Genomic DNA, 20,405 nt, shown 5'->3' with positions numbered 1-20,405 from the left:
TTGTATCAAAATAATAACAATTCGCATTACTTGACTCATTGCTGACATGGCCAGCGCGCCCTCCTGTGCCGCTTACTCCCCGGCCGCCCGCGGCGATGCTAGCGGCGCCCGGCGGCGCGCCCTTCGTTCCCGCGTGGCGCCCGCGGCAGCCCGGCCCCGAGCAGCGCCCGCAGCAGGATCGCGATCGTGCTGCCGTTGTGCAGCAACGAGGCCGACACCGGGCTCAGCAGGCCGAGCGCGGCCGCCGACAGGATCGCGGTGTTCAGCCCGACGGTGAGGCGGAAGTTGCTCTTGACCAGCCGGCCGGTGGCCAGTGCCAGCGCGCGTGCGTCGGCGACGCGGGCGATGTCGTCCTCGAGCAGGGCGATGTCCGAGGCGAGGCGGGCGATGTCCGCGCCCTGGTGCATCGAGATCCCGACATGGGCGCCGCTGAGCGCGGGGGCGTCGTTGACGCCGTCGCCGATGAAGGCGACCTGGGCCCCATCGTCGGCCAGTTCCTGCAGCAGCCGGGCCTTATCGTGCGGCAGCAGGCCGGCGTGAAAGCCGTCCAGGCCAAGCGCCCCGGCCATCGCCGCGGCACGCGCCGGGTGGTCGCCGGTGAGCATCAGCACCCGCTTCACCCCCAGCCGGCGCAGGCGGTGCACGGTGTCGGCGCTGTTGCCGCGGAGGCTGTCGCGCAGCGCGAGCACGCCCAGCGGCTCGCCGCCGAAGCCGATGTAGAGCAGGGTCTTGCCCTCTTCGTGGAGGCGCTCGATCAGCGCCCCGTGGGCAGCGAGGTCGATGCCTTCGTCGTCCTCGACAAAGTGGCGCGAGCCGACCACGATGCGCTTGCCATCGATCACGCTGGCCACGCCGTGGGCGACGATGAACTCGACTTCCTTGTGGTCGAAGTGGCGCGGCTTATCGAGTCGGCGTGAGGCCTCGACCACTGCCAGCGCAAGCGGATGGAAGTAGTGCTCTTCGACCGAAGCGGCGAGGTTGATCAGGTCGGCGGAAGAAAAATCCGGCCGGAACGCCACCGAATCGGTGACTTCGAGGTGGCCGCTGGTGAGCGTGCCGGTCTTGTCGAAGACGAAGGTATCGGCCTCGGCCAGGCGCTCGAGCGCATCCGCCCCCTTCACCAGCATCCCGGCACGGCCGGCGCGGTACATCGCGGCCTTGAACGCCACCGGCGTGGACAGCTTGAGCGCGCACGAGTAGTCGGCCTGCAGCACCGCCGCCACCCGCCGCCAGTCGCGGGTCAGCGCCCAGGTGCCCACCGCCAGCCCGAGCACCATCGGCACCAGGCGGTCGGCCATGCGCGAGGCTTCGAGCTGGGTGCGGCTCTTGGCCGCGAGCGAGCGCTCGACGAAATCAGCGATACGCGCCGCCGCGGCCTGCGCGCCGACGTGCTCGGCGTAGATGCGCAGGCGCCCCTCGGCGACCACCGTGCCCGACAGCACGCGGTCGCCGCGGCGGCGGGCGACCGGCACGCTCTCGCCGGTCATCGTCGCCTCGTTGACCATCGCCTCGCCGCCGAGCACCGTGCCATCGACCGGGACCACCGTCCCGGCGGCCGCGATCACGGTGTCGCCCATGCGCAACTCGGCGGCATCGACGAGCGCCTCGACTCCACCGCGCTCGACCCACACCTCGCCGCTCGCCGGCTCCAGCAGATGCTTGAGCAGATCGTCCGAGCGGCGCTGGATGGAGTACTCGAGATACTCGCCGAGCGCGAGCAGGAAGGAGGTGGTGTTGGCGGCGAGGTAGTCGCGCCGCCCGATCGAGATCGCCACCGCGAGCGCTTCGAGTACGTGCGAGGTGACTCCTTGCTGGAGGAAGTCGTCGACCGCCTCGCCGAGCAGCGGCACCGCCACCCCCAGCGCCATCGGCGCCTGCAGGCCGGCACCGAGCGCGCGCCCGGCGAGCAGGTTCGCCGCGCTCAGCGCCACCGCGCCGAGGCGGGCGGCATCGCCATCGGCGAGGGGCTTCGGCGCGATCGCGGGGACGGCAGCAGGCGACAGTGCGCTCACCGCGGCGACCAGCTGCTCGACCCCGGTCCGGTCGGCGGCGAACTCGATGATCAGCGCGCGCGCCTGGGGGTTGAGCCGCGCCCGGCGCACGCCGTGCAGTCCTTCCACCGCCCGCTGCACCGCGCGCGCCTGCAGCCGCACGCCGGCATCGCAGCGATAGCGCAGACGCACCCGGCCGCGCACCTGGTGCACCACGTCGAGGCTGGCGAACCAGCGCGCCATCATGCCTCCTCTTGGTGCTCCGCCGCGACCTCGGCGCGGATGTCGGCCATCTGCTCCTTCATTTCCTCGAAGCCGCCAGCCAGGTTCGAATACAGCTTCATCCCCCCCTTGATCAACCTGGCGCGCAGTTCCTCGTCGCTCAGGACCCAGGCGGCGGCGGCGCCGATCAGGGCACCGAGCAGGAACTGCTCGCTTTTGCGCGCGCGCAGAAACGCCGGCATGCCGTCGAGCAGCCCGCGCTCCCAGTCGCCCGCAGCCTGCCCGCCTGCATCACCCGCGTCCCCGCGACAACTGCCGCCGGACTGCCGGCAGGCGTGCTTTTTCTTGTGCTTCTTAGCCATTTCGATCCTCCTTGGCCGGGCTCACCGCGTCGCCCAGCAGTTTTTCGATCAGCAATACCCCGGCCGCTCCCGCCGCCGCCGCCACCAGCGCGCCGGTATAGTCGCCGCGGCGGAGGTCCACCGCCGCCCGCGTGCCTGCGGTCAGCGCCGCACCGCCCTGCAGGCCGTGGCGCAGCACGCGCCGGAACTGCCCCGCCGCCAGTTCGCCGGCGCTGTCCTGGAACGCCGACAGGCAGGCGCTGGCGACGAAACCGCGGACGAAATCGCTCTCTCCGCGCCTGCGCTCACGCCCCTGCGCGCGCACCGCCACGCCCGCCCGCGCCGCCTTCAAGACGGATTCTCCTCGCCGGGCGCTGCGCTGCGGGCCGCCGGCGCCTTCGGCTTGCGCCTGCGCGGCGCAGGCTTGCGCGCGGGCGGGGCGGACGCCTCGCCCGCGGCCTGTGCAGCGGCTGCGGGTGAGCCTGCGGCCTCGCGCCCCCGCTCCGCCGTCTCCTCCGGGGTGGAGGCGAGCTTTTCGCGGGCGCGGGCAGAGGCGTGCTCGATCGCCTCCAGGCCCGACACGGTGGCGTCGCGCAGGCGGTCCTGGGCCTTCTCCAGGCCCGAGCGGGTGCGCTCGGTCTTCAGCAGCCGCAGCGCGACTGCGCCGGCGAGCACGCCGGCGGCAAACGGTAGAAGCGGAAACATCTCGGTTCTCCTGGTGCGCAGGGCCGGCACTGCGCGTGAACGGACGAACACCCGTGCTGCGCCCTGCGATGCCGGCCCGCATCGCAGAATTCCGCCCGGCACGGGTGGGGTTGGGGCCGGCGCCCGGCACCGACGGTTCATGCCCGGAACCCGGCAATCTCGTCATACACCGCGCGCAGCAAGGTCTCGAAACGCGCCGCCGCGGCAGTGTCGCGGCCGCCGATCAGATCGCCCCAGGCCGCAAACGGTATGACTTCGTGGTCGTACTCGAGGGTGCATGAGCGCGCCATCAGGTTTACCCGCAACGACCGCACTCCCGGGGTCCGTTCGAGCACGGCCTGGACGCGCGCCAGCTGCGCCCGCCCCGGGACATGGGCGACGAGCTCGGGGTCATCGACGCGCAGGCGGATGCGCCCCTGGATGTGGTGTGCGATGCGCACCCGGCCGAGGCCGTCGCGCAAGGTTTCGAATGCAGGCATGAACAGGCTCCAAAGCACTCCGAAGCCCCGCCGCGGCGCCGGATGCGGTGCGCACCCCGCCTTCAGCGGTGCTTCCTTCGAGCGCGCGGCACCTGGCTGGCAATTCCGAGGCTGGCTACGCGTAGCCGCGACATCGTTTCGAACAACTGCTGCGCACCTCGTCCCCTGCGGGGCCGGTGCGGCGGCGGCATTGCCGCCGCCAGGGTCGAATCCTATCTTAGGCCATGGGGCCGGGGTTGTGACCCAGATCAAGGCCGGTGCGGTGCGGCCCGCCCGGCGCACGCGCCCCGTCCTCGCGGAACGCTGCCCGCCATCCTACACTCCCAGCAACAAGTGCCGCAGCCCGGCGGCACGCTGCGGAGAACCGCGATGCCGGTCCGTCCCTTCACCGCGCACAAGGTGTTTGCCGCTGCCTTGCTGCTTGCCCTGCTGCTCACCACCCTGCTGGCGCTCACCCTGCCGCCGTCTGCCGGCGCCAGCGCCAGCGCGAGCACCGCGGTGCCGGTGCTGCGGGTGGATGGCGCGATCGGGCCGGCGACCGCCGACTACCTGCACAAGGGGCTCGCCCGCGCCGCCGCGGCCGGTGCACCGCTGGTGGTGATCGAGCTCGACACCCCGGGCGGGCTCGACACCTCGATGCGCGCGATCATCCAGGACATCCTCGCCGCACCGCAGCCGGTGGTGGTGTTCGTCGCCCCCGAAGGCGCCCGCGCCGCCAGTGCCGGCACCTACCTCCTCTACGCCAGCCACATCGCGGCGATGGCCCCGGCGACCAACCTCGGGGCCGCCACCCCGGTGGCGATCGGCATCGGCGGCGCCCAGCCGGGCAAGACCGCGCCGCGCGAAGAGGCGGACGAGGCTGCCCCCGAGGCCGCTCCCGAGGCCCCCGGCGACGCCGGGCGCGCCCCACCCGCCGCCACCCCCGACCCCCGCCCGCAGGCCGCCCCCGCCGCGCCGGACGAGGCCGCCGCCACGCGCGCGCGCCGGCCCACCCGCGATGCCGCCGCCCCGGCCGACGCGATGAGCGCGAAGTCGGTATCCGACGCCGCCGCCTACCTCCGCAGCCTCGCCCAGCTGCGCGGGCGCGACGTCGACTTCGCCGAGCGCGCGGTGCGCGAAGCCGCCAGCCTGTCGGCCGAAGAAGCACTCGCCCGCGGCGTGATCGATGTCATCGCCGTCGACGTCGCCGCGCTGCTGAAGAAGCTCGACGGCCGCACGGTGAGCGTGATCGACGGCGAGCGCACGCTCGCCACCGCCGGACTCGCCATCGAACGCATCGCGCCCGACTGGCGCAACCGCGTCCTCGCCGTGCTCGCCAACCCCCAGGTGGCGCTGATCCTGATGATGATCGGCATCTACGGCCTGTTCTTCGAATTCACCTCGCCCGGCTTCGGCGTGCCCGGCGTGGCCGGTGCGATCTCGCTGCTGATCGCGCTCTACGCCTTCCAGCTGCTGCCGGTGAACTGGGCCGGGGTGCTGCTGCTGGCGATCGGCGCCGCGCTGATGCTGGCCGAAGCCTTCCTCCCCAGCTTCGGCGTGCTCGGCGTCGGCGGCATCATCGCCTTCGTCGTCGGCGGTCTGTTCCTGATCGACAGCGAGGTGCCCGGCTTCGGCATTCCTCCCGCCCTCATCATCGGCCTCGCCCTCGCCAGCGCGGCGATCCTGCTCGCCATCGGCAGCCTCGCCGCGCGCAGCTTCAAGCGCCCGGTGGTGAGCGGGCGCGAGCAGATGCTCGGCGCCCCCGCCACCGTCCTCGGCCCCGCCGACGCCGGCTGCTGGTGGGTCGCGGTCCACGGCGAGAACTGGCGCGCGCGCGCCACCGTGGTGCTCGCCAGCGGCGACACGGTGCGCGTCGAGCGCATCGACGGCCTCATCCTCGAAGTCTCGCCCGCCGGCACCGCGCCGGCGTCAACGCCCGGGAGCACATCATGATCTTCGACCTCCAGTTCGGCTTCGCCCCGCTGATCCTGCTGCTGATCTTCCTCGTCGTCGCCTCGCTCAAGATCCTGCGCGAATACGAGCGCGGCGTCATCTTCCTGCTCGGACGCTTCTGGAAGGTGAAAGGCCCCGGCCTGGTGATCGTGATTCCCGGCATCCAGCAGATCGTCAAGGTGGACCTGCGCGTGGTGACCATGGACGTGCCCGCGCAGGACGTGATCTCGCGCGACAACGTGTCGGTAAAGGTCAATGCGATCGTGTTCTTCCGCGTCGTCGACCCGCAAAAGGCGATCATCCAGGTGGAAAACTTCCTCGTCGCCACCAGCCAGCTCGCCCAGACCACGCTGCGCGCGGTGCTCGGCAAGCACGAGTTGGATGAGATGCTGTCCGAGCGCGAGAAGCTCAACCTCGACGTGCAGCAGATCCTCGACGCCCAGACCGACGCCTGGGGGATCAAGGTCGCCAACGTCGAGATCAAGCACATCGACCTCAACGAGACCATGGTCCGCGCCATCGCCCGCCAGGCCGAAGCCGAGCGCGAGCGCCGCGCCAAGGTGATCCACGCCGAAGGCGAGAAGCAGGCCGCCCAGGCCTTGCTCGAAGCCGCCGAAATGCTCGCCCGCGAACCGGCAGCGATGCAGCTGCGCTACCTCCAGACCCTCACCCAGGTCGCCGGCGACAAGAGCTCGACCCTAGTGTTCCCGGTGCCGGTGGATCTGCTCGGCGAACTGGGCAAGCGCGCCACCCGATAGGGGCCCGATTCCACTACCGTCCGGCGCCGCCGCGCGACGCCCATGCCGCGCCCAGGCGCCGCCACAGGTCGCGCGCGAGGCCGGCGAAGGCGGCGCTCCAGGCGATCAGCGCGGCGTACAGGAAGGCCGGCGGCAACCCGTGGAGAAAATCGAACTCCATCGCAGCGGCCATCCAGTGCGTGCTCGCGGCGTACATCCCGAGCGGAAACACCGCGCCCCAGTACAGCGGGTCGTATTTCAGCGGGAAGCGCTTATACACGTGGCGCCACAGGGCGAGGATGACCAGCATCGGGATCCACCACGTGCCGGTCGCCCAGTAGAACACGGTGAAGCCTTTGAGGAAGGGCAGCAGCGAACTCAGGTAGGGGGCGTCGGGCGCATTCACGATCAGCAGCGATCCGGCCAGCGTCGAGATCGCCATCGCGCCCATGTTGATCCAGTACGGCGGCGTCAGGTCGCCGGGCGAGAAGCGGAAAAACGTGTAGCGGTAGAAGATCAGCGACATCATCCAGATATAGAGCATCCCGCCCCACAACCACATCGACAGCGCGAGGAAGTTCAGTTCGAGCCGATAGGGCTGGGCGAGATGGTTGGCGAGCAGCGCGCCGAGCACCGCGATCGACTGGGTCGCGACGACCGCGAGCAGCCAGCCGCCGCTAATCCCCTGGTCCAATGCCGGCTTCTGCTCCTTGACGGTGAACGCGGTGAAGATCGTGTACGTCAGCCCCACCCACAGCGCGATCGCGACGGCCCACAGCGCGAGCGCCGCGCGCTCGCTGCCGGCGAGGATCAGGAACTGGCTGCCGAGGATGCTGCTCGCCGCAACCGCGGTGAAGAAGCCCGGGCCGCGCAGATGATCGACCATGTCGCCGAAAAAATGCTGCGGAAAGCGGATCATGCGCAGCACGTACAGCAGGCCGATGACGACGTACATCGCGCAATTGACCACGAACAGCGCCCATGCCAGCCGCGGCATGGCGAGCGCGTCGGCCGTCAGGGAGATGATCCCGGTCGCCATGACCACGCCGAAATACGCCGGCGACAGTGCCGCGAGATCGGCCAGGAGGCGGGTTTCGCCGCACCGGCCGCGGCGGCTTCGCGCCTTCATCACCGGCGCCGCCCCCGTCCGGCGCGGCAATGGCGGGGTGCAGGCCGCGGACAACCCGAAGCCGAAAACGGCTGCAGTGGAAAACGAGGCCGCGCTTGCGCCGGGCTTGCGCCTGCTCGGGACATGTCTCCTCCTTACCCACGCCGGGATCAGGGGAAAAAGAATAGCACGCAGCGAGATGCCTCCCGGCCCGGCTCCATGCCCCCGGGTTCATGCCCCGACAGGTCGCAATGGCGAGGATGGCCGGCACGGCGCGTTTCCCGATCCGCGCCGGGTGCAAGGTCGACGCCGGGTAGCGTGACTGCCGGGTGGCACGGCAAGGCTCGAAGCCGCGGCTGAGGTATGATCCGCGCACAAGCCGCTGCGCGGGAAATCGGGGATTGTTCTTTCGTTTCCGTCATTTCCGAAGAACAAGAAATTCATCGAAGACGGGGGGGCCGAGGGTGCTGTCGCTGCTTCGCAACGTTGAGGCTATCTCCGCCGGCAGGAACCGGGCAAAACTGCATTACACGCTGCTGCGCACCGTATCCCTGCTCCTCGGCGGCAAGGCCGACGTCGGGATTTTCGCCTGCGAGCCGCAGGGTGAGGCCACGCTCAGGCTGTTTTCCGGTCCGACCATCATGAACTCGGCCCTCGCCCTCTGGCCCCCACTCCTCGATCAGGTGCGCAGCGACGGCAGGCACATCACCCGCGTCGTGCACGGCCGGGTGTGTGGCGCGCTGATGCTGCAGGCATCGGAACTGGGCGGCGACCCGCTCGTCCTGGCCTACGGCACCGATCACGCCCCGCAGTCGAAGCCGGCGGACGAGGTGTCGGGCGAGATCGCGGTCCTGGCCCGCATCTACGGCAACCAGATCAGGCTGCTCGACTACAGCGAACTCGACTCGCTGACCCGCCTGCTCAACCGCAAGACGTTCGACGAGACCTTCGACCGGCTGCTGACGCCGCCCTCCCCCGATGAGGACGAAGTCATGGACGAGCGCCGGCATGCGCCGGAAAACGACAGCCCGGCCTGGCTTGCCGTGATCGACATCGATCATTTCAAGCGGATCAACGATTCGTTCGGCCATCTCTTCGGCGACGAGGTCCTGTTGCGCATGGGGGAACTGATGCGCAAGACCTTCCGCAGCGGCGACCGCCTGTTCCGCTTCGGCGGCGAAGAGTTCGTCGTCCTGCTCAACGCGCCCGACGAAGCACAGGCGCTGAGCACGTTCGAGCGCTTCCGGATCTCGGTGGAAAACCACCCCTTTCCCCAGGTCGGCACGGTGACCTGCTCCATCGGCTTCACCGCGGTATCGGAAACGGACGTGCCGACCGACGTCGTCGGCCGCGCCGACGAAGCGCTCTATTTCGCCAAGGACAACGGCCGCAACCGGGTTTCCTGCTACGAACGACTACTCGGCGATGGCCTCATCGCCAGGAAGGAAGAAGCACCGGCCGGAACCGACTTCGACATCGACGCGCTGTTCGACCTCAAATGACGCCCCGCCCACTATGACGCCCCGCCCGCTGCGTCGGCCCGGCAGGACATCGGTCCGCTCGAGGCGGCGCGGCGCTTCCGGCCGGCGGAAAATCAGGGAGACCGGGGCAGGTCGCGCGAGCTTAGCGTTTGAGGTCGCGGTAGAAGTTTTCGTGGGGGCCGGCGGCTTCCAGGTAAACGAGGCGTGCGCTGTCATCGCGGGTGTAACCCAGCAGGTAGAGCTGGCCCAGGCAGCGGAACGTGTAAACCCACAGCTCAGAGAGATCGCCTTTTTTCTTCTCCCCGATGTCGGGATCCTGGGCCACCGCCTCGACCGCCGAGTCCACTTCGGCCGCCACGTTGTCGTGCAATTTTTTGTAGATGCGGGCAAATCGTCGGGTTTGCCGAACGTCCCAGTTCATGCCCTGGCCGCCGAGCGGGGTACAAAGACGGTGCTGTCCTCGCCCGGCTCGGCCATGCTCATCAGGCTCTCGGCAATGAATGAGGCCGGCAGATCAGGGTTGTCGAGCGCGGCCCGGCCGACCCTGGCCCAGAACTCCACCTGACCTTGCACGGTGCGGAATTCCGCCTTGGCCGCTGCGCGTGCGGCACTGACCAGGTTTTCATCAATACGTACAGACACGGTGCTCATCACAAGCTCCTTGAACTTCGCGTTACCACAATTGTAGCTGCGCCCAATCACGTGATCAAACGCGTCCGCCTGCGCCCTCCGCCGGCCCCTGTTTCCCAGGCGCCGCGTAGCGCCCGAGGGGCGGTGAACTATAGTAAAAGCCCGGCCGCCGAGGTGGATGTTGCCAGGGGGAGATCGGGGACCAGACCTCGACGAGGGGGCATCGACGACGCGGGCCGCCCCCGCCCCACAGAGAGAGAGGAGAACCATCATGATGGTCGCACGCTGGAGCATCGACGCGCGTTTCGGCTACAAGGCGCAGGTGGTCGACGCCTTGCAACGCTGGATGAGGGAAATCGGCAGCGAGATCGGCTGGAAGGCGGAAAACGTCCGCATCCTCGGCGGCTCGGTGGGCACGCGCGAAGCCACGGTACAGGCCGAGATCCTGATCCGCGACCTCGCCGAGCTCAATGCCGCCTGGGACAAGCTCGCCACCCTCGAGGCCCACAAGCAGTGGAGCCAGGACCTCGAACCCTTCGTCGTCTCCGGCTCGCCGCGCTGGGAAGTGCTGCGCGTGGTCGGCTGAAGCACGAACAAAAGCCCGCCGGGGCGGAACCTCGGCGGGCTTCGGTATGAGCCTAAGCTAGGGAAATTGGGGCCCGTCCGCTATTTCCCGGTCTACCCCCTGCTTCCCACCAATTTTTACGTCGGGGTAGCTGTACGGCATTCTGCCGGAACGTATTTAAAGTTTGTGTCAGCAGTTGTACATGCCCATGTGACGCCACCAGCACCAGTCGTAACCAATGTTGGCCTGAGAGTAAGAGCAACAGTTGTACTAGAATCCGCGGCAACAGAAGCAGTAATTACGCCAGAAGAACAACTAATCGTAGTCTTTCCGACAAGACCAACGGTAACGCCGTTACACGAATTAGCAGCGGCGACACCATTAGTAAGATTTTCAGAAACCGTTGTTTTTGCAGCGCTCGAAACTACCAACCCCTCCGACACTCTTGCTCTTACCGTGTAATCGGTATACGCCGGCAGCGCCACGGCCGCCAGAATCCCGATGATCGCCACCACGATCATCAGTTCGATCAGGGTGAAGCCCTGTTGCATTTTCTTCATCTTCCTTCTCCTTGAAGGGGTTGTGCCCAGTGAGACTGCTGCCGCCGGCCGCGATGCGGCCTGCGCCTCGACCTATCCAAAGCAAGCCCCGCGCCACCCCCGCCACCGTCCGCCGGAGGCGGTTTTCGGCGCGGCTGGCACACCCGCCCGTGCCAAGCGCCCCGCGCGGGCGCGCCAGCGCCGCGCTAAACTGTGTCCCCCCGCCCCGCCTCGCCCCGCCATGGACGCCATCCGCCTCGACACCGCCGCCGCCCTCACCGGCCTGAGCAAGCGCACGCTATGGCGGCGGCTGGCGGGCGGCGCGCTGCGCGCGGTGGACGGCGCGGCCGGCGAAGCCACCCGGGTGCGGCTCGACGAAGTGCTGGCGCGCTCGCCGCTGCCCCTGGAAGCAGAAGCGCGCGGCATGATCCTCGACGCCGACCGCGGCGCGCCGGCGGCGCAGTGCGAACTGGCGCTGCTGCTGCTGGAACACGGCTGGGTGACGGCGGCGCTGGCGTGGCTGGAGAAGGCCGCGCGCCAGCTCGACGCCGAGGCGCTGTACTGGCTGGGGCGGTGCACCCTGGCCGGCACCGGCATCGCCGCCGACGAGGCCGCGGGCATCGAATGGCTGCGCCAGGCGGCGCGCCGCGGCCACGTCATCGCCCCGCAGCTGATGCGCCACCTGCAGGACCCGGCACGGCCGGCGCAAAGCCCCGCGGAGCTGGCCGCGGCGCTCGATGCGATCGAGCGCGCGGTGGTGCTGCAGGCGCTGCACGACACCGCCGCGCCGGGCTGAACGCGGCCCGCGTCGCTCAGTCCAGCACCAGGGCCAGCGCCAGGGGCAGGAAGGCGATCGCGGCGAGGTTGCCGATCAACACCATCGAGGCGACCTTGGCCGGCTCCTGGCGGTAGCGTTCGGCGAACATGAAGTTGAGCACCGCCGGCGGCAGCGCGCCGAACACCAGCAGCATCGCCTGCTCGCGCGCGGGCAGCTCAATGAGCTGCAGCACCAGCCAGGCCAGCGCCATCCCGATCAGCGGGCGGGCGAGCGCGCCGAGCACGCCGATGCCGATTTCGCCGATGCGCGAGTCGGCCAGGCGCACGCCGAGGCCGAGCAGCATCAGCGGAATCGAGATCTCGCCCAGCATGCGGATCGCCATCAGCAGCGGCGGCCACACTTCGAAGCCGCTGAGGCTGACCGCCACCCCGAGGAAGGTGGCGAACACCGAGGGCACGCGCCACACCGTGTGCAGGCGCGCACGGTGGTCGAGCAGCCAGGCGCCGAAGGAAAAATGCGCCAGGTTGGAGACCATGAAAATCACCACCATCGGCGCCAGCGCGGCGTCGCCGAAGGCGAGCACCGCGAGCGGCAGGCCGAGGTTGCCGCAGTTGTTGAACATGATCGGCGGCACCAGCGTCTTGGGCGCGATCCCGGTGGCGCGCGCAAGCCCCCACGCCGCCACCCCCGAGCCCGCCACCACCAGCGCGGTGGCGGCGATCAGCGGCAGGTAGGCGCCAAGCTCGAAGGTCTTGCCGGCAAGCGCAGCGAAGATCAGCGCGGGGACGAAGACGTCCATGTTGAGCTGGTTGGCGTGCGCCAGGTCGGGTTTCATGCGCCGACCGACGAAGTAGCCGAGCGCGGTGATCGCGAACAGCGGGAACAGGATGGAGACGATTCGCAGCAGCATGGGGTCGCGCTCGGCAGGGGCCGCTCCGGGGCGGAAACGCAGCCGGGGCGGCCACGCAGGCCGACCCGGCAATCGGAAACGCGCGCGGCTTAGAGTACGTAGCGCGCCAGGTCCTCGCGCTGGGCGAGCAGATCGAGGCGGCCGTCCACGTAGCCGGCGTCGATCACGACCTTGCCCAGGGCGGCGCTCTTGCCGGCTTCGAACGAGATTTCCTCGAGGAGCTTTTCCATCACCGTGTACAGGCGGCGGGCGCCGATGTTTTCGGTCTTCTCGTTGACCTGGAAGGCGATCTCGGCCAGCCGGCGGATGCCGTCGGCGGTGAATTCGAGCGCCACCCCGTCGGTGGCGAGCAGGGCCTGGTACTGGCGGGTGAGGCAGGCGTCGGTGCTGGTGAGGATGCGCTCGAAGTCTTCCACCGCCAGCGAGCCCAGTTCGACGCGGATCGGGAAGCGGCCCTGCAGCTCGGGGATGAGGTCGGAAGGCTTGGCCAGATGGAAGGCGCCGCTGGCGATGAACAGGATGTGATCGGTCTTGATCATGCCGTACTTGGTCGAGATCGTCGTGCCTTCGACCAGCGGCAGCAGGTCGCGCTGCACGCCCTGGCGGGAGACGTCGGCGCCGTGGGCGTCGCTGCGCGCGGCGATCTTGTCGACCTCGTCGAGGAACACGATGCCGTTCTGCTCGACCGCGCGCACCGCGTCGAGCTTGACCTCTTCGTCGTTGATCATGCGCGCGGCCTCTTCGTCGGCGAGCAGCTTCAAGGCCTCGCGGATCTTGAGCTTGCGCTGCTTCTTCTTGCCCCCGCCGATGTTCTGGAACATGCCCTGGATCTGCTGGGTGAGCTCCTCCATGCCCGGCGGGGCGAAGATCTCGGCCTGCATCGAGGGCGCAGCGAGCTCGATCTCGATGTCCTTGTCGTCGAGTTCGCCTTCGCGCAGCTTCTTGCGGAATTTCTGCCGGGTGGACGAATCCGGCGCCGGTTCGGCCGCGGCATCGAAACCGACCGCGCGCGCCGGCGGCAGCAGGGCGTCGAGGACGCGGTCTTCGGCGGCGTCCAGCGCGCGGTCGCGCACCGCCTTCATCGCCCGCTCGCGGCCGTCCTTGACCGCGATTTCCATCAGGTCGCGGATGATGGTGTCGACGTCGCGCCCGACGTAGCCGACCTCGGTGAACTTGGTCGCCTCGATCTTGATGAAGGGCGCATGGGCGAGGCGCGCGAGGCGGCGCGCGATCTCGGTCTTGCCGACGCCGGTGGGGCCAATCATGAGGATGTTCTTGGGGGTGATCTCGCTCCTCAGCGGCTCGTCCACCTGGGCACGCCGCCAGCGGTTGCGCAGGGCGATAGCGACGGCCTTCTTGGCCTTGTCCTGGCCGACGATGTGCTTGTCGAGTTCGGAGACGATCTCCGGCGGGGTCATCTGGGTCATGGGGGCGCCCTCAGTCCAGCACTTCGATGGTGTGGTGGTGGTTGGTGTAGATGCACAGGTCGGCGGCGATGCCGAGCGCCTTGGAGACGATTTCCCCGGGCTCGAGCTCGGTGTTCTCGAGCAGCGCGCGCGCCGCGGCCTGGGCGTAGGCGCCGCCGCTGCCGATGGCAACGATGCCTTGCTCGGGCTCGAGCACGTCGCCGTTGCCGGTGATCACCAGCGAGTGCTCGCGGTCGGCGACCGCGAGCATGGCTTCGAGGCGGCGCAGCATGCGGTCGGTGCGCCAGTCCTTGGCCAGCTCCACTGCGCTGCGCAGCAGGTTGCCCTGGTGCTTGTCGAGCTTGGCCTCGAAGCGCTCGAAGAGGGTGAAGGCGTCCGCCGTGCCGCCGGCGAAGCCGGCGAGGATCTGGCCGTTGTACAGGGTGCGCACCTTGCGCGCCGAGGCCTTGATGACGATGTTGCCCAGGGTGACCTGGCCGTCCCCGCCGAGCGCGACGCGCTTGCCGCGCCGGACCGACAGGATGGTGGTGCCGCGATATTGTTCCATGACGATTCCTCGCCGGCCGGGTGCCGGCGCCGTGTGACGACGTAAACCTGCAAGTATGCGCGATACGGCACCGGGAGGAACAGGGCGGCGCGCCCCCCCGGACGCCCGGGCAGGCGCCGCGCGGAAAACCATGTTTCAGCAAAAATGCTTTTACAACAAGGATTAAGCTTTGCACAAACAGAATCATCAAGATTTGCAACAGCTCATGCACCGGCCGCGCGCGCTCGGCTAGAATGCTGCGATGCACCCGAGAATCCCTCGCGCCGCGGCCGACGCCAGCACCCCGTCCGCCGCCGCGCCGCACTTCGTCCTGCCGGTCCGCGTCTATTACGAGGACACCGATGCCGGCGGCGTCGTGTACTACGCCAACTACCTGAAGTTCTGCGAACGTGCGCGCACCGAATGGCTGCGCGCGCTCGGCGTCGGCCAGCAGGCGCTGCTCGCCGCCGAGGGCATCGCCTTCGTGGTGCGTTCGTTGCATGCCGACTACCTGGCTTCGGCGCGGCTCGACGACGCCCTCGAAGTCGTCAGCCGCATCGCCACCCTGCGCCGCGCCAGCCTGCAGTTCGACCAGCAGGTACGCCGCGGCGCCGAACTTTTGTTCTCCGCACGAGTCCTTGTCGCCTGTGTCGATCTGCGCCGCCAGCGCCCGGCGGCGATTCCCCCGTCCCTCCACGCCCTTCTCCAAAGCCCAGCATGACCGTCACCCACGATCTTTCCATCCTCAGCCTGATCAGCCAGGCGAGCGTCCTCGTCCAGCTCGTCATGGCGCTGCTCGCCGGCCTGTCCCTGGTGTCGTGGTACTGGATCTTCCGCAAGTCGTTCCAGATCCGCCAGGCGCGCAGCGACACCGACGGCTTCGAGCGCGACTTCTGGAGCGGCGGCGACCTCAACACCCTGGCCGAATCCGCCGGCCGCCACCAGGCCGAGGGCATGGAACGCATCTTCGAGGCCGGCTACCGCGAATTCACCAAGCTGCGCACCAAGGGCCACGACCACGGCGCCACCCTCGACGGCGCGCGCCGCGCGATGCGCGCTACCTACCAGCGCGAGATCGACGACCTCGAGGCCCACCTCGCCTTTCTCGCCTCGGTCGGCTCGGTGTCGCCCTACATCGGCCTGCTCGGCACCGTGTGGGGGATCATGAACTCCTTCCGCGGCCTGTCCAGCGTCGGCTCCGCCACCCTCGCCCAGGTCGCCCCCGGCATCGCCGAGGCCCTGGTCGCCACCGCGATCGGCCTGTTCGCGGCGATTCCGGCAGTGGTGGCGTACAACCGCTTCGCCCACGACATCGACCGCCTCGGCATCCGCTTCGAGAGCTTCATGGAAGAGTTCTCCAACATCCTCCAGCGCAACCTGCGCTGAACGGACCGGAGAGCACAGCCCCATGCGACAGCGCCGCCTGATGAACCAGATCAACGTCGTGCCCTACATCGACGTGATGCTGGTGCTGCTGGTGATCTTCATGGTCACCGCGCCGATGGTCCAGACCGGCAACATCGACGTGCCTTCGGCCGGGCAGGTCTCGGCCACCCCGGCCGAGGCGATCGTCATCGAAGTGAAGGCCGACGGAACGCTCGCCCTGCGCCCCAGCACCAGCGCCAGCGCACGCCCGGTGAGCAACCTCGAATTCCAGCGCGCGCTCGGCGAGGCGCTGCAAAAGAACCCGGAGCAGACCTTCCTCGTCGCCGCCGACAGCAAGCTCGACTACCAGAAGGTGATCGACGTGCTCGAAGCCGCGCGCCTCGCCGGCGTGCGCAAGATCAGCCTGCAGACGAAGTCCGGCGGCGGCGGTCGATGAACGTCCGCGGCGCACTCCCCCGCCCCGCCGCCGGGCGCGACAGGCCCGGCAAATGGGCCTCGCTCGGCCTGACCCTGGCGGTGCACCTCGGCTTGGCGCTGTTCCTGTTCTTCGGCGTGCGCTGGCAAAGCGCGCCGCCCGCGACGCTGGAAGTCTCGCTGTCGGGCGCACCGGCGCCCACTGCCGCGCCGGCCCCGGCGCCCGAGCCGAAACCAGCCCCCCAGCCGGAACCGAAACCCGAACCGAAACCGGAACCCAAGCCGGAGCCGAAGCCCGAACCCAAGCCGGAGCCGGAGCCGGAGCCGCCCAAGCCTGCGCCGGCCCCCAAGCCCGAGATCGTGACCAAGGCGCCGGAGAAAAAACCCGAGCCCCCCAAACCCGCGCCGAAGCCTGAACCGAAACCGAAGCCCGAACCCAAGCCGAAGCCCGAGCCGAAACCGGCGCCGAAACCCGAACCCAAGCCGCATCCGAAGCCCGAACCGAAACCCGCCCCGCAGCCGGTCCAGGACGACTACATGGCGCAGCGCCTGGCGCAGGAAACCCGCCGCGCCGAGGAAGCGCGCCTCGACAACCTGCTGCGCCAGGAAGGCGCGCGCGCCGCCGCGGCGGGGAGCGCAGGCGACGTGGACCGCTACCGCGCGGCGATCGCCGGCAAGGTGCGCGGCAACCTGCTGCGTCCGCCCGGCCTCGCCGGCAACCCCGAAGCGGTGTTCGAGGTCGACCAGCTGCCCAGCGGCGAAGTGCTCAACGTGCGCCTCAAGCGCTCATCGGGGGTGGCGGCGCTGGACGATGCGATCGAGCGCGCGATCCGGCGTTCGAGCCCCTTGCCGCTGCCCGAAAACCGCAGCCTGTTCCAGCGCACGCTGGAACTGAAATTCCGCCCGCTGGCGGACGATTGAGCCCGCCATGTCTATAATCCGCGGCTGGAGCCGAACTGTCATGATCAATCCCCTTTCCGCCTTGCGCCTGTTCATCGCCACCCTGCTTGCCGGCCTCGCCCTCGCCGCCCACGCCCAGCTCTCGATCGAGATCACCGGCGCCGGCGCCGCGCGCTTCCCGGTGGCGATCCCGATCTTCGAAAACGAAGGCCGCCTGCCGCAGAGCGTGACCGACGTGGTGCGCGCCGACCTCGAGCGCAGCGGCCTGTTCAGCCTCGTCGATCTCGGTCCGCTGCCGCTGCCCGAGGCGGTGCGCCCCGATCTGGCCGGGCTGCGCGCACGCGGCGCCGACGCGGTGCTGACCGGCACCCTGGCGCCGCTCGCCGATGGCCGCTACGAAGCGCGCTTCCGCCTGTTCGACACCCAGAAGCAGCTTGAGCTGGGGGCGATGGCGCTGCCGATGAGCCCGGCGCAGCACCGCCTCATCGGCCACCGCATCGCCGACTTCGTCTACGAAAAGCTCACCGGACTGCCCGGCTACTTCGCCACCCGCGTCGCCTACGTGATCAAGGCCGGGCCGAACTTCGAGCTCCAGGTCGCCGACGCCGACGGCATGAACGCCGCCACCGCGCTGCGCTCGCGCGAGCCGATCATCTCGCCGGCGTGGTCGCCGGACGGCACACGCCTGGCCTATGTGTCCTTCGAGCAGAAGAAGCCGATCGTCTACGTGCATACGCTCGCCACCGGCCAGCGCCGCGTAGTCGCCAACTTCAAGGGCTCGAACTCCGCCCCGGCGTGGTCGCCCGACGGCAGCCAGCTCGCCGTGGTGCTGACCAAGGACGGCCAGTCGCAGCTCTACGCGCTCGGCGCCGACGGCTCCGGCGTGCGCCGCCTGGCCCAGTCCTCGGGCATCGACACCGAGCCGTTCTGGGGCGCCGACGGCCACATCTACTTCACCTCCGATCGCGGCGGCAGCCCGCAGATCTACCGCATTCCCGCCAGCGGCGGCAGCGCCGAACGGGTGAGCTTCGACGGCAACTACAACGTTTCGCCGCGCCTGTCGGGCGACGGCAAGCTGCTTGCCTTCATCACCCGCAACGCCGGCCGCTTCCAGGTGGCCGTGCTCGACCTCGCCAGCCGGCAGACCACGATCCTCACCGATTCGGCACGCGACGAATCGCCCAGCTTCGCCCCCAACGGCCGCATGATCCTCTACGCCACCGACAGCGGTGGCCGGGGCGTGCTGTCGGCGGTGTCGACCGACGGGCGCATCCGCCAGCGACTGACGGTGCAGGCCGCCGACGTCCGCGAACCCGCCTGGGGTCCGCAGATCCGGTAACGACAACGCGGCGCAAACGCCGCACCCCTCTGCTGTCTTCACAACACAAGTACTGGAGCACTCTCATGAAGAAACTCGCCCTCCCCGCCCTGCTCGCCCTGGCCCTCGCCGCTTGCTCGAGCACCGGTCCCGAAACCACCGGAGCTTCGGTCGAGGACCGCGGCGCCGGCGTCGCCACCGTGACCGCCCCGGGCGCTGCGGGCAGCGGCATCGCCGCGCTCACCGACCCCAGCAACATCCTGTCCAAGCGCAACGTGTTCTTCGACTTCGACAGCTTCGTCATCAAGCCCGAAGCCCGTCCGTTGGTCGAAGCCCACGCCCGCTTCCTGGTGCAGAACCCGCAGATGAAGATGCTCGTCCAGGGCAACACCGACGAGCGCGGCAGCCGCGAGTACAACCTCGCCCTGGGGCAGAAGCGCGCCGACGTCGTCAAGCAGGCGCTGATGCTGCTGGGCGCGCGCGAAGCGCAGATCGAGTCGGTCAGCCTGGGTGAAGAGAAGCCGCGTTGCGACGACCGCACCGAGGCCTGCTATGCCCAGAACCGCCGCGGCGAAATGCTCTACTCCGGCGAGTTCTAAAATGAAGCGCCTTCTGCCGCTGGCGGCATTGCTCACCTTCGCTGCCGTCGGCCCGGCCCAGGCCCAGCTGTTCGGCGGCGACACGGAAGCCCGCAACCAGATCCATCGGCTGCGCCAGGACGTCCAGGGCCAGCTCGAAACCACCGGCCGCGGCCAGCTCGAACTCGCGATGCAGAACGAGCAGCTGCGCGCCGAGGTGGCGCGCCTGCGCGGCCAGATCGAGTTGCTGACGAACGAGGTGGAAACGCTCAAGCAGCGGCAGAAGGACTTCTACGTCGATCTGGACGCGCGCCTGCGCCAGATCGAAACCGGCGCCCCCCGTGCGGGGGCGGGCGGCGACCCGGCGGCGGAGTCCGCCGACTACGAGGCCGCCCTCAATCTGCTCAAGGAAGGCAAGCATCAGGACGCGCTCACCGCCTTCGACACCTTCCTCGCCCGCTACCCGAACGGCAGCTTCAGCGCCGGGGCCCATTTCTGGGCCGGCAACGCCGCCCTGCAAGGGCGCGACACCGCCAGCGCCAACAAGCATTTCAATGCCGTGCTGCAGAACTGGCCGCAGGACAACGTCGCCCCCGACGCCATGCTCGGGCTGGCCAACAGCCAGCAGGCGATGGGCGATGCCGCCGCCGCGCGCCGCACGCTGCAGGGCTTGGTCGAGCGCTATCCGCAGAGCAACGCCGCCCAGGTCGCGCGCCAGCGCCTGAGCGCCCGCTGACCGCATGCCGTCGATGGAGACCGGGACGGCCGCCGCCGGCCGCCTGCGCATCACCGAAATCTTCGCCTCGATCCAGGGCGAATCGACCCGGGTGGGGCTGCCCACCGTATTCGTCCGCCTCACCGGCTGCCCGCTGCGCTGCACCTGGTGCGACACCGCCTACGCCTTCAGCGGCGGCAGCACCCGCAGCCTCGACGACATCCTCGCCGAAGTCGCCCGCCATGGCCTGCGCCACGTGTGCGTGACCGGCGGCGAGCCGCTCGCGCAGAAAGCCTGCCTGGAACTGCTCGCCGCACTGTGCGACGCCGGCCATTCGGTGTCGCTGGAGACCAGCGGCGCGCTCGACATCGGCGGCGTCGATGCGCGCGTGTCGCGTGTCATGGACCTCAAGGCGCCGGGCTCGGGCGAAGCGGCGAAGAACCGCTACGCCAACCTCGCCCTGCTCAGCGCGCACGACGAACTCAAGATCGTGCTCGCCGATGCCGCCGACTACGAATGGGCGAAGCGGCAGATCACCGAGCACGCCCTCGCCGAACGCTGCCCGGTGCTGCTGTCGCCGGTGGCCGGCAGCCTGGCGCCCACCGAACTGGCCGCCTGGATCGTGCGCGACCGCCTGCCGGTGCGCTTCCAGCTGCAGCTGCACAAGATCCTGTGGGACGACGCCCGCGGGCGCTGAAGCGGCGCCCCGCAACGCCGGGCCCG

The 20,405-nt window shown here is 69.4% G+C and carries 25 protein-coding genes; 13 read left to right on the top strand and 12 right to left on the bottom strand.

Annotation, left to right across the window (positions count from 1 at the left end; all coding sequences use genetic code 11):
- Positions 1-98: 98 nt before the first annotated feature.
- The 5 genes from Tchl_RS08140 to Tchl_RS08120 form a co-directional block, all read right to left on the bottom strand.
- Complete coding sequence (locus Tchl_RS08140) at positions 99-2,237, bottom strand: heavy metal translocating P-type ATPase (RefSeq protein WP_075147965.1); 2,139 nt, start codon at positions 2,235-2,237, stop codon at positions 99-101.
- The gene (locus tag Tchl_RS08135) at positions 2,234-2,575 is read right to left on the bottom strand and encodes a hypothetical protein (RefSeq protein WP_075147964.1); all 342 of its coding nucleotides are present in this window, start codon (positions 2,573-2,575) and stop codon (positions 2,234-2,236) included. The genes Tchl_RS08140 and Tchl_RS08135 overlap by 4 nt, the downstream gene beginning before the upstream one ends.
- Positions 2,568-2,906 (bottom strand): hypothetical protein, encoded by a 339-nt coding sequence (locus tag Tchl_RS08130; protein WP_232311701.1) that lies wholly within the window; start codon positions 2,904-2,906, stop codon positions 2,568-2,570. Before Tchl_RS08130 ends, Tchl_RS08135 begins: the two co-directional genes overlap by 8 nt.
- Positions 2,903-3,259 carry a hypothetical protein gene (locus Tchl_RS08125; protein ID WP_075147963.1) on the bottom strand — a complete coding sequence of 119 codons (357 nt, stop codon included), beginning with the start codon at positions 3,257-3,259 and terminating at the stop codon, positions 2,903-2,905. The genes Tchl_RS08130 and Tchl_RS08125 overlap by 4 nt, the downstream gene beginning before the upstream one ends.
- A gap of 137 nt (positions 3,260-3,396) precedes the next feature.
- Positions 3,397-3,738, bottom strand: coding sequence for a heavy-metal-associated domain-containing protein (locus Tchl_RS08120; RefSeq protein WP_075147962.1), 342 nt, complete (start codon positions 3,736-3,738; stop codon positions 3,397-3,399).
- Between the two features lie 369 nt (positions 3,739-4,107).
- On the opposite strand from Tchl_RS08120, the gene Tchl_RS08115 reads away from it, so the two are divergent.
- Positions 4,108-5,670 carry an NfeD family protein gene (locus tag Tchl_RS08115; RefSeq protein WP_075147961.1) on the top strand — a complete coding sequence of 521 codons (1,563 nt, stop codon included), beginning with the start codon at positions 4,108-4,110 and terminating at the stop codon, positions 5,668-5,670.
- Entirely contained in the window at positions 5,667-6,428 is a 762-nt protein-coding gene (locus tag Tchl_RS08110; protein WP_075147960.1) for a slipin family protein, read from the top strand. The genes Tchl_RS08115 and Tchl_RS08110 overlap by 4 nt, the downstream gene beginning before the upstream one ends.
- 13 nt (positions 6,429-6,441) lie before the next feature.
- On the opposite strand, the gene Tchl_RS08105 is transcribed toward Tchl_RS08110, so the two are convergent.
- A complete protein-coding gene (locus Tchl_RS08105; protein ID WP_075147959.1) occupies positions 6,442-7,536 on the bottom strand; it encodes a tellurite resistance/C4-dicarboxylate transporter family protein in 1,095 nt (364 codons plus the stop codon).
- Positions 7,537-7,979: 443 nt separating this feature from the next.
- Here Tchl_RS08105 and Tchl_RS08100 point away from each other — a divergent pair, with 443 nt between their 5' ends.
- A complete protein-coding gene (locus tag Tchl_RS08100; protein WP_075147958.1) occupies positions 7,980-9,017 on the top strand; it encodes a GGDEF domain-containing protein in 1,038 nt (345 codons plus the stop codon).
- Between the two features lie 121 nt (positions 9,018-9,138).
- Here the strand turns inward: Tchl_RS08100 and Tchl_RS08095 are convergent, their stop codons facing one another.
- Together Tchl_RS08095 and Tchl_RS08090 are read right to left on the bottom strand one after the other, a co-directional pair.
- Positions 9,139-9,417, bottom strand: a complete 279-nt coding sequence (locus Tchl_RS08095; protein ID WP_075147957.1) for a type II toxin-antitoxin system RelE/ParE family toxin — start codon at positions 9,415-9,417, stop codon at positions 9,139-9,141.
- Positions 9,414-9,647 carry a TA system antitoxin ParD family protein gene (locus tag Tchl_RS08090; protein WP_075147956.1) on the bottom strand — a complete coding sequence of 78 codons (234 nt, stop codon included), beginning with the start codon at positions 9,645-9,647 and terminating at the stop codon, positions 9,414-9,416. Before Tchl_RS08090 ends, Tchl_RS08095 begins: the two co-directional genes overlap by 4 nt.
- A 250-nt stretch (positions 9,648-9,897) precedes the next feature.
- Between Tchl_RS08090 and Tchl_RS08085 the strand changes: the two genes are divergently transcribed.
- Complete coding sequence (locus Tchl_RS08085; protein WP_075147955.1) at positions 9,898-10,212, top strand: hypothetical protein; 315 nt, start codon at positions 9,898-9,900, stop codon at positions 10,210-10,212.
- Between the two features lie 116 nt (positions 10,213-10,328).
- On the opposite strand, the gene Tchl_RS08080 is transcribed toward Tchl_RS08085, so the two are convergent.
- On the bottom strand, positions 10,329-10,751 hold the full coding sequence (locus Tchl_RS08080; RefSeq protein ID WP_075147954.1) for a pilin: 423 nt from the start codon (positions 10,749-10,751) through the stop codon (positions 10,329-10,331).
- 220 nt (positions 10,752-10,971) lie between these two features.
- Here Tchl_RS08080 and Tchl_RS08075 point away from each other — a divergent pair, with 220 nt between their 5' ends.
- The gene (locus tag Tchl_RS08075; RefSeq protein ID WP_075147953.1) at positions 10,972-11,526 is read left to right on the top strand and encodes an SEL1-like repeat protein; all 555 of its coding nucleotides are present in this window, start codon (positions 10,972-10,974) and stop codon (positions 11,524-11,526) included.
- A gap of 16 nt (positions 11,527-11,542) precedes the next feature.
- On the opposite strand, the gene Tchl_RS08070 is transcribed toward Tchl_RS08075, so the two are convergent.
- The 3 genes from Tchl_RS08070 to hslV form a co-directional block, all read right to left on the bottom strand.
- On the bottom strand, positions 11,543-12,418 hold the full coding sequence (locus Tchl_RS08070) for an AEC family transporter (RefSeq protein ID WP_075147952.1): 876 nt from the start codon (positions 12,416-12,418) through the stop codon (positions 11,543-11,545).
- A gap of 89 nt (positions 12,419-12,507) precedes the next feature.
- A complete protein-coding gene (hslU, locus tag Tchl_RS08065; protein ID WP_075147951.1) occupies positions 12,508-13,845 on the bottom strand; it encodes an ATP-dependent protease ATPase subunit HslU in 1,338 nt (445 codons plus the stop codon).
- Positions 13,846-13,855: 10 nt separating this feature from the next.
- Positions 13,856-14,392 (bottom strand): ATP-dependent protease subunit HslV, encoded by a 537-nt coding sequence (gene hslV, locus Tchl_RS08060; RefSeq protein ID WP_075147950.1) that lies wholly within the window; start codon positions 14,390-14,392, stop codon positions 13,856-13,858.
- Between the two features lie 241 nt (positions 14,393-14,633).
- On the opposite strand from hslV, the gene ybgC reads away from it, so the two are divergent.
- The 8 genes from ybgC to queE all read left to right on the top strand — a co-directional run bounded on the left by ybgC (position 14,634) and on the right by queE (position 20,379).
- A complete protein-coding gene (gene ybgC / locus Tchl_RS08055; protein ID WP_075147949.1) occupies positions 14,634-15,092 on the top strand; it encodes a tol-pal system-associated acyl-CoA thioesterase in 459 nt (152 codons plus the stop codon).
- Complete coding sequence (gene tolQ, locus Tchl_RS08050) at positions 15,089-15,757, top strand: protein TolQ (protein ID WP_075147948.1); 669 nt, start codon at positions 15,089-15,091, stop codon at positions 15,755-15,757. The genes ybgC and tolQ overlap by 4 nt, the downstream gene beginning before the upstream one ends.
- 22 nt (positions 15,758-15,779) lie before the next feature.
- Positions 15,780-16,193 carry an ExbD/TolR family protein gene (locus Tchl_RS08045; RefSeq protein WP_075147947.1) on the top strand — a complete coding sequence of 138 codons (414 nt, stop codon included), beginning with the start codon at positions 15,780-15,782 and terminating at the stop codon, positions 16,191-16,193.
- The gene (locus Tchl_RS08040; protein WP_075147946.1) at positions 16,190-17,092 is read left to right on the top strand and encodes an energy transducer TonB; all 903 of its coding nucleotides are present in this window, start codon (positions 16,190-16,192) and stop codon (positions 17,090-17,092) included. Before Tchl_RS08045 ends, Tchl_RS08040 begins: the two co-directional genes overlap by 4 nt.
- 40 nt (positions 17,093-17,132) lie before the next feature.
- Positions 17,133-18,410: a Tol-Pal system beta propeller repeat protein TolB gene (gene tolB, locus Tchl_RS08035; RefSeq protein ID WP_075147945.1), complete on the top strand. Its 1,278-nt coding sequence runs from the start codon at positions 17,133-17,135 to the stop codon at positions 18,408-18,410.
- A gap of 65 nt (positions 18,411-18,475) precedes the next feature.
- Positions 18,476-18,988, top strand: coding sequence for a peptidoglycan-associated lipoprotein Pal (gene pal / locus Tchl_RS08030; protein ID WP_075147944.1), 513 nt, complete (start codon positions 18,476-18,478; stop codon positions 18,986-18,988).
- A 1-nt stretch (position 18,989) separates the two neighbouring features.
- The gene (gene ybgF / locus Tchl_RS08025; protein WP_075147943.1) at positions 18,990-19,703 is read left to right on the top strand and encodes a tol-pal system protein YbgF; all 714 of its coding nucleotides are present in this window, start codon (positions 18,990-18,992) and stop codon (positions 19,701-19,703) included.
- Positions 19,704-19,716: 13 nt separating this feature from the next.
- On the top strand, positions 19,717-20,379 hold the full coding sequence (gene queE, locus Tchl_RS08020; RefSeq protein WP_408646125.1) for a 7-carboxy-7-deazaguanine synthase QueE: 663 nt from the start codon (positions 19,717-19,719) through the stop codon (positions 20,377-20,379).
- The last annotated feature ends 26 nt before the right edge of the window (positions 20,380-20,405 follow it).

It is taken from the genome of Thauera chlorobenzoica, from assembly GCF_001922305.1.
GTDB lineage: Bacteria > Pseudomonadota > Gammaproteobacteria > Burkholderiales > Rhodocyclaceae > Thauera > Thauera chlorobenzoica.
Note: the sequence above shows the minus strand (reverse complement) of the source record. Positions and strands in the feature narration are given on the sequence as shown.